Origin of the sequence: Phycicoccus avicenniae (genome assembly GCF_050496545.1) — a bacterium.
Classification (GTDB): Bacteria; Actinomycetota; Actinomycetes; order Actinomycetales; family Dermatophilaceae; genus Phycicoccus; species Phycicoccus avicenniae_A.
In genome coordinates this window covers 99,867-109,615 of the sequence record NZ_JBNVZV010000005.1, presented here as the reverse complement: position 1 = coordinate 109,615, position 9,749 = coordinate 99,867, and the positions used below count along the sequence as shown (strand labels likewise).

Here is a 9,749-nt window from a genome sequence, read left to right as displayed (position 1 = left end):
TCAGAGCTCGGGCAGCTGCTGGTGCTCGGGCTCCTCGTGCGGGTCGCGCAGGTGCTGGAGCGTCGGGCGCTTGGGGTCGCGGTGGTCGCCGGACGAGGTGCCGCGCACCCGTCGCTCGACCCAGGGCGCCGCGTGCGTGCGCACCCACTCGGCGTGCCCCCGCAGCTGCTCGGCCCGCGTGGTCCGGTCGGCCGGTGGCAGCGGGGTGGCCCACTGCGACACCTCGACGTCGTGCCCGAGCGCGGCCAACGCGGCCAGGGCGACGCGCTGGTGGCCCTCCGTCGTCAGGTGGATCCGGTCCTCGGACCACATCCGCCAGTCGCGCAGGGCGGTCATCCCCCAGAGGTTGAGCACGTGGCAGCCGTGCCGCTGGGCGATCGTGAAGATGTTCGCGCTGTGCACCGCGTGCCGGCCGCGCAGGGCCCGGAACAGCCCGGCCTCCCGGGTGTCGGTGGGTGTCGCGAGCAGCACGTCCGCGCCGGTGGCGCGCAGCCGGACGACGGCCTCCTCGATGCGGGACGCCAGCCCGTCGAGGTCGACGCTCGGGCGCAGCAGGTCGTTGCCACCGCCGACCATCGAGACGAGGTCGGGCTGCATCGTCAGCGCGGCGTCGAGCTGCGGGCCGACGACGTCGCCGAGGGTCCGGCCGCGGACCGCGAGGTTGGCGTAGCCGAAGGGCAGGTGCTCGGCCTCGGCGACGGCGTCGAGGCGGTGCGCGAGCCGGTCGGCCCAGCCGACGAAGACGTCGTCGCGCTCGGGGTCCGGGTCGGACATCCCCTCCGTGAAGGAGTCGCCGATGGCGACGTAGCGGGTCCAGACGCGGCGGGCAGGGTCACGGGAGCCTCCAGTCGACCGGGTCGGCGCCGGCCTCGGTGAGCAGGGCGTTGGCGCGCGAGAAGGGACGCGAACCGAAGAAGCCGTTGTGTGCGGAGAGCGGGCTGGGGTGGGCCGACTCGATGCACGGGATGCCGGGCAGCTGCGGTGCGAGAGAACGGGCGTCGCGCCCCCAGAGGATCGCGACCAGCGGTCCGCCACGCTCGACGAGCGCCTCGATGGCCCGGCCGGTCACCTCCTCCCAGCCGCGGCCACGGTGGCTGGCCGGCTTGCCGGGGGTCACCGTGAGGACGCGGTTGAGCAGGAGCACGCCCTGGTCGGCCCACGGCGTGAGGTCGCCGTTCTCGGGGCGGGGGAGGCCGAGGTCGGTCTCCATCTCCTTGTAGATGTTCACGAGGCTCTTCGGCACCGGGCGGACGTCGGGCTCGACGGAGAAGGAGAGGCCCATCGCGTGACCCGGGGTCGGGTAGGGGTCCTGGCCGACGACGAGGACGCGCACGGCGTCGAGCGGCTGCTGGAACGCCCGGAGCACGTGGGGACCCCCGGGCAGGTAGCCACGCCCGGACGCGACCTCACCACGGAGGAACTCCCCGAGCCGTGCGACGGCCGGCTCGACGGGGGCCAGGGCCCGTGCCCACGACGGGTGGACGAGCTCGTGGAGCGGTTTCGGCGCGGGCGGGGCGGGCGGGCTGGTCATCCGCACCACCCTATGACGCGCCGGTCAGTCGAAGATGCCCCGGACCTCGGCCAACCGGGCGGGCACGAGCCGGTACCAGGCCCACGTGCCGCGGCGCTCGCGCTCGAGGAGGCCGGCCTCGGTGAGCACCTTGAGGTGGTGGGAGACCGTGGGCTGCGACAGGCCGACGAGGTCGGTGAGGTCGCAGACGCAGGCCTCGCCGTCGGCGGTGGCCCGGATGGCGCTCACGAGCCGCAGGCGGACGGGGTCGGCGACGGCCTTGAGGAGCGCGGCGCTGCGCTCGGCGTCCTCCTTGGTCAGCCCCCCGCCAACGCCGATGCCGCAGCAGGAGGCGGCATCGGTGGGGGCGAGGGGGAGCTCGCGGACCGGCACGGTGTCCTCCTGGAGATCGACGAGCCTCTATATTGACACACGTCGATGCGATGGTCCATGGTGGGCGCCAGACATCGACGATCGTCGATGCACGAGTCTCCTCCCGGAGGTGCCCATGTCCGCAACCACCCCGTCCACCGGCCGCGTCCAGCTCGCGCTCAACGTCAGCGACCTCGAGGCCTCGGTCGCGTTCTACTCCGCGATGTTCGGGGTACAGCCGCACAAGCGCCGTCCCGGCTACGCGAACTTCGCCGTCGCCGAGCCGCCGCTGAAGCTCGTGCTCATCGAGACCGGGGAGGACGTGCGGGGCTCCGGCACCGCGGGTGCGCTGAACCACCTCGGTGTCGAGGTGGCCTCGACGGACGACGTCGTCGCCGCCCGCGAGCGCTTCCGCGAGGCCGGCCTCGCCGCCTTCGACGAGAACGACACGACCTGCTGCTACGCCCTCCAGGACAAGGTGTGGGTCCACGACCCCGCGGGCGCACCGTGGGAGGTCTACACCGTCAAGGACGACGCCCCGCAGGACCCGCGCGACGCCTTCGACCGGCCGGTCGCCCTCGCTGGCGACGGCGCCTGCTGCACCCCGGCCGCCGGCCACGCCGAGCGCGCCGCCGAGGGGTCCTGCTGCCCGTGAGCGGCCCTACCGATGTCCCGGCGCCCGCCCCGGCGGGCGCCGCCCGGCTCTCCACCCTCGACCGGCTGCTCCCCGTGTGGATCGGGCTGGCGATGGTCGCGGGCCTCCTCCTCGGCCGGGTCGTGCCCGGCCTCGGCGAGGGGCTCTCGGCGGTCGAGGTCGACGGCGTCTCGCTGCCGATCGCCCTCGGCCTGCTCGTGATGATGTACCCGGTGCTGGCCAAGGTCCGCTACGACCGGCTCGACACGGTGACCGGCGACCGGCGGATGCTCCTCGCGAGCCTGGTCCTCAACTGGGTCCTCGGGCCGGCGCTGATGTTCGCGCTCGCCTGGCTGCTCCTGCCGGACCTGCCCGAGTACCGCACCGGGCTCGTCGTCGTGGGGCTGGCGCGGTGCATCGCGATGGTCGTCATCTGGAACGACCTCGCCTGCGGTGACCGCGAGGCCGCCGCCGTGCTCGTGGCGCTCAACTCGGTGTTCCAGGTGCTCGCGTTCGCCGGCCTCGGCTGGTTCTACCTGTCGGTCCTGCCGGGGTGGCTCGGCCTGCAGCAGACCGCCCTCGACGTCTCGGCCTGGGACATCGCGCGCTCGGTGCTCGTCTTCCTCGGCATCCCGCTCGTGCTCGGCTACCTGTCGCGGCGCTTCGGTGAGCAGCGCTGGGGGAGAACGGCGTACGAGCGCTCCTTCCTGCCGCGCATCGGGCCGTGGGCGCTCTACGGCCTGCTCTTCACCATCGTCGTGCTCTTCGCGCTGCAGGGCGAGCAGGTCACGGGCAAGCCGCTCGACGTCGTGCGCATCGCGCTCCCGCTGCTGGCGTACTTCGTCCTCATGTGGGGCGGCGGCTTCCTGCTCGGCCGCTCGCTCGGGCTCGGGTACGCACGCACCACCACGCTCGCCTTCACCGCGGCCGGCAACAACTTCGAGCTGGCCATCGCCGTCGCCATCGCGACCTTCGGCGCGACCTCCGGGCAGGCGCTCGCCGGGGTCGTCGGCCCCCTCATCGAGGTGCCCGTGCTCGTCGGGCTCGTCTACGTCTCACTCGCCCTCCGGAAGGGGTTCTCCCGTGGCTGACCGCCCGTCCGTCCTGTTCGTCTGCGTCCACAACGCCGGCCGCTCCCAGATGGCCGCCGCCTGGCTGCACCACCTGTCCGGCGGGGCGGTCGAGGTTCGCTCGGCCGGCAGCGCACCCGGGGAGTCGGTCAACCCGGTGGGCGTCGAGGCCATGCGCGAGGTGGGCATCGACATCGCCGCCGAGCGCCCCAAGGTGCTGACGCCCGAGGCTGTGCGGGCCTCCGACGTCGTCGTGACGATGGGCTGCGGCGACAGCTGCCCGATCTTCCCCGGCACGCGGTACGAGGACTGGGAGCTCGATGACCCGGCCGGGCAGGGCATCGCGATGGTCCGTGAGGTCCGCGACGACATCCGGGAGCGCGTGCTCGTGCTGCTGGACGAGCTCGGGGTCCCCGCCGCCGGCGCCTGACCGACCCCGAGACCAGGTGACACGCACGCGGTCCGGCCCGAGCGCCTGCAGGTCACCTGATCTCGACGCGGGGGACCGGTGGCGGACCGGTGCACGAGGGCCGGCACCACCGCGTCAGACTGGGGTCGTGACCACGACGCCCCGCTGGAGCACCGTCCTCTTCGACCTCGACGGCACGCTCGCGGACACCATCCCGCTCATCGTGGCTTCCTACCAGCACGCGTTCCGCACCGTGCTCGGCGAGGAGGTCGACGACGCCCGGGCCCGCGCCTGGATCGGCCGGCCGCTGCTCGAGGCGCTGCTCGAGGAGTCGCCCGAGCACGGCCACGCCCTCGACTCCACCTACCGCGAGTGGAACCTCGCGAACACCGCGGCGCTCATCCGGCGCTACGACGGCGTGCCCGAGCTGCTCGAGGCGCTGGCCGCCGCGGGCGTCCGCACGGCCGTCGTCACCTCCAAGCGCCAGGAGACCGCGCGCCTCGCGCTCGAGGGCGTCGGCATCGACCACCTCGTCACCGTGGCCGCCGGGCTCGAGGACACCGACCGCCACAAGCCCTCGCCCGACCCGCTGCTGCGCGGCGCCACCGTGCTCGGCGTCGCGCCCGAGACCTGCGTCTACGTCGGCGACGCGACGGTCGACGTGCAGGCCGCGAAGGCCGCGGGGATGGCCGCTGTCGCCGTCACGTGGGGCGCCGGCGAGCGGGGCGCGCTGGCGGCCGAGGAGCCGGACGCGCTCGTCGACGACGTCGCCGCCCTGACCGACCTCCTCCTGGGGCGCGAGGGCTCTTAGACTCCGGGCGTGCACCCCACCTCCCAGTACGAGCGCAACGTCCACGAGGAGCTCTCCGAGCTGCTCGCCGCCGTCACGGCCTACGCCGAGGACCGCATCCGGATGGAGCCGCCGCTCGACCGCGTCCGGACCCAGGAGGACCTCGACGCCACCCTCGGCGCGACCATCACCGCGGGTGGCCTCGGCGGCCCGGAGGCGATGCGCATCTTCGCCGACGAGCTGGCGCCGGCCTGCCTGTCGGTCGACCACCCGCGCTACCTCTCCTTCATCCCCTGCGCGCCGGCCGACGCCGCCGTCGTCTTCGACCTCGTCGTCGGGGCCTCGTCGATCTACGCGGGCTCCTGGCTCGAGGGCTCGGGTGCGGTGTGGGCCGAGAACCAGGCGCTGCGCTGGATCGCCGACCTCGTCGGGATGCCCGAGCGCGCCGGCGGCGTGTTCGTGCCCGGCGGGACCATCGGCAACCTCTCCGCGCTCGTGGCGGCGCGGGCGGCGGCGCGGCACCGGGCCGCCGAGGGCGTGCGGCCGTTCCGGGTCGCCGCGACCGGCGGGGCGCACAGCAGCATCGCCTCGGCCTGCGAGGTGATGGACGCCGAGCTCGTCGGGGTGCCCGCGGACGACGCCGGCCGGCTCACCGGGCCGGCGCTGCGCGAGGTCCTCGAGGCGAACGGTCCGGAGACGTTCTTCGCGGTCGTCGCGACCTCCGGGACGACGAACTTCGGCATCGTCGACGACCTCGCGTCGGTGGCCGAGGTGTGCCGCGAGCACGGCATCTGGTTCCACGTCGACGGGGCGTACGGTGGGGCCGGGCTGGCCGCACCGTCGGTGCGCCACCTGTACGCGGGCATCGAGCACGCCGACTCCTTCATCGTCGACCCCCACAAGTGGCTGTTCGCGCCGTTCGACTGCTGCGCCCTGCTCTACCGCGAGCCGGCGCTGGCCCGGGCCGCGCACACGCAGCGGGCGAGCTACCTCGACGTCCTCACCGAGGCGCCGGAGTGGAACCCCACCGACTACTCGGTCGGGCTGACCCGCCGGGCGCGCGGCCTGCCGTTCTGGTTCTCCCTCGTCGTCAACGGCACGGATGCGTACGCGGCGGCCGTCGAGCGCACCCTCGACGTCGCCCGGTACGCCGAGGCCGAGGTGGCCCGCCGGCCCGAGCTCGAGCTGGTCCGCGAGCGCGACCTCTCGGTCGTCGTCTTCCGCCGGCTCGGCTGGTCGCCGGCCGACTACCAGGCGTGGTCGGACCGGATGCTCGCCGACGAGTTCGCCTTCGTGGTGCCCACGTCGCACGACGGCGAGACCCTCGCCCGCTTCGCCATCGTCAACCCGGCGACGACCGAGGCCGACATCGCGGCGATCCTCGACACGATGGCCTGAGCCGTCCGGTCGGCCGATGGGGTCCGTGGGGTCGGTGTGACTCGTGAGTCGTCCGAACGGCCCGATGTCCAGCCGACACGCGCAGGGCCCGGCCACGGGAATGACACGACTGTCATTCGGCGGCTACAGTGAGGACCGCAGCCGCAGCCGCACGCAGGGAAGGGTCGAGAACACACGTGAGTGCCGCGTCCGAACAGGTCACCCCTGCCGTCGCCGTGCCGGAGCTCTCCGAGCGCGACCGCGAGGTCCTCGCCTTCGAGCGCCAGTGGTGGAAGTACGCCGGCTCCAAGGAGACGGCCATCAAGGAGCTCTTCGACATGAGCTCGACCCGCTACTACCAGGTGCTCAACGCGCTCATCGACAACCCGGTGGCCCTGGCCCACGACCCGATGCTCGTCAAGCGCCTGCGCCGCCTGCGCGCCAGCCGCCAGCGCGCCCGCTCGGCCCGCCGCCTCGGCCTGGAGCCCTGAGCCCGCGCCGCCACCCCGGAGCCAGCGACGCCCGTCCGTGAGGGAAGCCGGACGGGCGTCGCTGTGCCCGGCCCCGGAAGCCCGTCGAGAGTAGAGAACACGCCGTGTGCACCCGGGCGCACACGGCGTGTTCTCTACTCTCGACGGCTGAGGGGCGAGGACGTCGCCCCAGGAGCGTCAGGGGAGGTCGGGGTCGGGGAACTCGACCGGCCATCCCTTCTTGGCCAGCTGGTCGCGCACCCGCTTGAGGTCCTTGGCGCTGGGGTCGGCGTGCGTGTACGAGGTGATCATCGCGGCGATGTCCGAGGGCCCGGCGGGGCTGACGTCGGCCCGGCGCAGCGCCTTGGCGACCTTCTTGACCTCCGAGCGGGTCAGCCGGCGCTCGAGCAGGGCGAGCAGCGGCACGTAGTCGTGCTCGGGCACGCCGCCCGGGTAGCCCTCGCGCAGCCAGTTGACGATGCGGGCCAGCGGGCTGCCCTCGCGCGGCGCCTCGTCCTCCTCCTCGTCGACCCCGCCGAGCGGCCAGCCGCCCAGCACGAGCTTGGCCGACACCTGCCGCAGCTGGTCGTCCTCGGGGACGAGCGCGCGGACGGCCTTGCGGGAGAGCAGCTTCTGGGCGGCGAGCTTGCGCAGCACGTCGTGGGCCGCCTCCGTGCCGAGCCGCTCCTGGAGGACGGCGCCGAGCGCGGCGGCCTCTGAGTCGGCGACCCCGTCGGGGAAGCCGGCGCGGATGTGCGCGATGACCGAGTGCGACAGCTGCTGCATGGGGCGACTCACTTCTTGTCGACGATGGCCGGGACGATGTTCTCGAAGCTGACGGCCTTCCCGAAGCCGCTCGCGACGATGAGCAGCAGCCCGAGGAGGACCCCGCCCACCACGACGGCGATGAGCAGGCCGGCCAGCGTACGCCCGAGCAGGGTGTACTGCGGCGGACCGCCGCCGTCGGTGGGTCGCGCACCGAGGGTCAGCACCCGCATCGCGAGCGCGTAGACGACGGTCAGGCCGGCGCCGAAGACGAGGCCGGCGAGGAGGACCTTGCCGGCCCCCTGGAGGGCGAGCTCGAGGCTGCGCATGGTGGTCGGTCCCTTCCGTCAGCGGGTCGTGGTCTTGGACGCGGTGGGCTGCTCGGTGCCGGCCGGCGCCGCACCCCACTCGTCGGTGACGTTGTGCGCCCCGACGTGCTCGCGCCGCGAGCGGTGGTACATCCACCCGGAGGCGGCGCAGAGGATGGCGAAGACGAGCAGGGCGCCGGCGACGCCACCGAGGGTGTGGCCGATCCACCACATGACGGCGCCCATGCCGGCGGCGATGGGGAAGGTCAGCGCCCAGGCGACGACCATCCGCCCGGCGGTGGCCCACCGGACGTGGGTGCCCCGGCCCAGGCCGCCGCCGAGGACGGACCCGGTCGCGACGTGGGTCGTCGAGAGGGCGAAGCCGAGGTGGCTGGAGGCGAGCAGGACGGCAGCGGTGGAGCCGTCGCTCGAGAGGCCCTGACGCGGCGTGATGTCGACGAGCCCCTTGCCGAGGGTGCGGATGATCCGCCAGCCGCCGATGTAGGTGCCCATCGCGATGGCCAGGGCGGCGCTGATCTTCACCCAGATCGGCACGGCGTCGGTGCGGTCCCAGTGGCCGCTCGCGATGAGGGCGAGCGTCATGACGCCCATCGTCTTCTGCGCGTCGTTCGTGCCGTGGGCGACGGAGACCAGGGAGGCGCTGCCGATCTGGCCCCAGCGGAAGTACCGCTCCTCGAGCTTGTCCATCACCGAGTTCGTCAGCCGGTGCACGAGCCAGCAGCCGATGAAGGCGACCGCCATCGCGACGACCGGGGAGAGCAGCGAGGGGAGCAGGATCTTGCCGACGACGCCGTCGAGCTTCGTGCCGTCGCCGGTCCACTTGACACCGGCGAACCCGAGGCCGGCCGCGCCGGCGCCGGTGAGCCCACCGAGCAGCGCGTGCGACGAGCTCGACGGCAGGCCGAGCAGCCAGGTCGCGAGGTTCCAGACGATGCCGCCGACGAGCCCGGCGAGCACGATGAGCAGGAGCGCCTCCCCGCCGCCGGTCAGGAGCTCGGGGCGCGGGGCCCCGTCGGCGTCCTGGATCTTGATGACGGCGTTCGACACGGTGAGGGCGACCTCGACGGAGAGGAAGGCCCCGACGAGGTTCAGCACCGCCGAGAGGCCGACCGCCACCTTCGGCGCGAGGGCGCCGGTGGAGATCGAGGCCGCCATGGCGTTGGCCGTGTCGTGGAAGCCGTTCGTGAAGTCGAAGGCCAGTGCCGTCACGATGACGAGCACGAGGATGATGGTCGCTGCGTCCACGAGGGACCAGTGTGGGGTCGACGACCCCGGTTCACCAAGGCAGGGGTCGGCGTTCACCCGTTGTTCACCTGAGGACTCGCCCGGGCCGCGGGGCGTGCGGGGCCCCGGGGGCGGATGTGCTGACACGATGACCCGATGAGCGACCTGGACTGGAGCACGCCCGAGGGGCTCGCGGCCATCCGCGCGCACCTCGTGGACCGCATCGAGGGATGGCGGGAGCCGGCGGCGCACGCCGTGGGGCTCTCCCCGGCGTCCTCGACCCCCGACTGGGACTTCCCGCACGTCACCGCGTCCCCCGGGGCGCGCCCGGCGCTGGCCACCGTCGTCCTCGCGACGATCCTCGGCCACGACGGCTCGACGGCCACCCTGCCGCTCTCGCACTCCGACCTGGAGGCGGCGGTGGACTCGCTCGCCCCGGCCGAGGCGTGCACGGACGTCCCGCACCCGAACCTCGCGGCGTGGCGCGAGGTGCTGCACGAGCTCGAGGGCAACCCGGCGCGGGAGGCGGTCGCCGTGTTCGTCGCCGACCTCGAGGAGCCGGTGGCCTCCGAGGCCGACGCCTCGCTGCGCGTGCGACTGGGCGGGGCGACCCCCGAGCTCTGAGCCGGCCAGGGCGTCCACGAATCGACACATTCGACGGTTCGTGGACGCCGGTGCCCGGGCCCGCAGCGACAACACGTGACACATTCGTCGGTTGTCGTCACCGGAGGCGGGCCCGGGGCGACGACACGTGACACATTCGTCGGTTGTCGTTGCCGTCCGCCGTGTGAAAAAAGTG

13 protein-coding genes are annotated in these 9,749 nt (G+C 73.6%); 7 read left to right on the top strand and 6 right to left on the bottom strand.

The genetic code is table 11. The features are described 5' to 3' along the window. The 3 genes from ACQZ2A_RS05975 to ACQZ2A_RS05965 are packed head-to-tail and all read right to left on the bottom strand — an operon-like array spanning position 1 to position 1,903. Entirely contained in the window at positions 1 to 798 is a 798-nt protein-coding gene (locus ACQZ2A_RS05975) for an SGNH/GDSL hydrolase family protein (RefSeq protein ID WP_430208653.1), read from the bottom strand. Positions 799 to 832: 34 nt separating this feature from the next. Next, entirely contained in the window at positions 833 to 1,531 is a 699-nt protein-coding gene (locus ACQZ2A_RS05970) for a uracil-DNA glycosylase (protein WP_430208324.1), read from the bottom strand. Between the two features lie 24 nt (positions 1,532 to 1,555). After that, positions 1,556 to 1,903, bottom strand: coding sequence for an ArsR/SmtB family transcription factor (locus ACQZ2A_RS05965; RefSeq protein WP_430208322.1), 348 nt, complete (start codon positions 1,901 to 1,903; stop codon positions 1,556 to 1,558). A 115-nt stretch (positions 1,904 to 2,018) separates the two neighbouring features. On the opposite strand from ACQZ2A_RS05965, the gene ACQZ2A_RS05960 reads away from it, so the two are divergent. The 6 genes from ACQZ2A_RS05960 to ACQZ2A_RS05935 all read left to right on the top strand — a co-directional run bounded on the left by ACQZ2A_RS05960 (position 2,019) and on the right by ACQZ2A_RS05935 (position 6,653). Continuing rightward, positions 2,019 to 2,537 carry an ArsI/CadI family heavy metal resistance metalloenzyme gene (locus ACQZ2A_RS05960; RefSeq protein WP_430208319.1) on the top strand — a complete coding sequence of 173 codons (519 nt, stop codon included), beginning with the start codon at positions 2,019 to 2,021 and terminating at the stop codon, positions 2,535 to 2,537. Between the two features lie 92 nt (positions 2,538 to 2,629). Next, entirely contained in the window at positions 2,630 to 3,607 is a 978-nt protein-coding gene (gene arsB, locus ACQZ2A_RS05955) for an ACR3 family arsenite efflux transporter (protein WP_430208650.1), read from the top strand. Next, positions 3,600 to 4,016, top strand: coding sequence for an arsenate reductase ArsC (locus tag ACQZ2A_RS05950; RefSeq protein ID WP_430208317.1), 417 nt, complete (start codon positions 3,600 to 3,602; stop codon positions 4,014 to 4,016). The genes arsB and ACQZ2A_RS05950 overlap by 8 nt, the downstream gene beginning before the upstream one ends. A 127-nt stretch (positions 4,017 to 4,143) precedes the next feature. After that, positions 4,144 to 4,806, top strand: coding sequence for an HAD family hydrolase (locus ACQZ2A_RS05945; protein ID WP_430208314.1), 663 nt, complete (start codon positions 4,144 to 4,146; stop codon positions 4,804 to 4,806). 60 nt (positions 4,807 to 4,866) lie between these two features. Next, the gene (locus ACQZ2A_RS05940; RefSeq protein WP_430208647.1) at positions 4,867 to 6,183 is read left to right on the top strand and encodes a pyridoxal phosphate-dependent decarboxylase family protein; all 1,317 of its coding nucleotides are present in this window, start codon (positions 4,867 to 4,869) and stop codon (positions 6,181 to 6,183) included. 176 nt (positions 6,184 to 6,359) lie between these two features. Continuing rightward, positions 6,360 to 6,653, top strand: a complete 294-nt coding sequence (locus tag ACQZ2A_RS05935) for a DUF3263 domain-containing protein (protein ID WP_430208312.1) — start codon at positions 6,360 to 6,362, stop codon at positions 6,651 to 6,653. 177 nt (positions 6,654 to 6,830) lie between these two features. Here ACQZ2A_RS05935 and ACQZ2A_RS05930 read toward each other — a convergent pair whose 3' ends face one another. Genes ACQZ2A_RS05930 through ACQZ2A_RS05920 form a run of 3 tightly spaced genes read right to left on the bottom strand, consistent with a single transcriptional unit; the run spans position 6,831 to position 8,971 of the window. Beyond that, complete coding sequence (locus ACQZ2A_RS05930) at positions 6,831 to 7,418, bottom strand: DUF3349 domain-containing protein (protein ID WP_430208310.1); 588 nt, start codon at positions 7,416 to 7,418, stop codon at positions 6,831 to 6,833. An 8-nt stretch (positions 7,419 to 7,426) separates the two neighbouring features. Beyond that, on the bottom strand, positions 7,427 to 7,726 hold the full coding sequence (locus ACQZ2A_RS05925) for a hypothetical protein (RefSeq protein ID WP_430208308.1): 300 nt from the start codon (positions 7,724 to 7,726) through the stop codon (positions 7,427 to 7,429). A gap of 18 nt (positions 7,727 to 7,744) precedes the next feature. Beyond that, positions 7,745 to 8,971, bottom strand: coding sequence for an inorganic phosphate transporter (locus ACQZ2A_RS05920; RefSeq protein ID WP_430208305.1), 1,227 nt, complete (start codon positions 8,969 to 8,971; stop codon positions 7,745 to 7,747). 135 nt (positions 8,972 to 9,106) lie between these two features. Here ACQZ2A_RS05920 and ACQZ2A_RS05915 point away from each other — a divergent pair, with 135 nt between their 5' ends. Then, a complete protein-coding gene (locus ACQZ2A_RS05915) occupies positions 9,107 to 9,574 on the top strand; it encodes a hypothetical protein (RefSeq protein ID WP_430208303.1) in 468 nt (155 codons plus the stop codon). Positions 9,575 to 9,749: the final 175 nt, after the last annotated feature.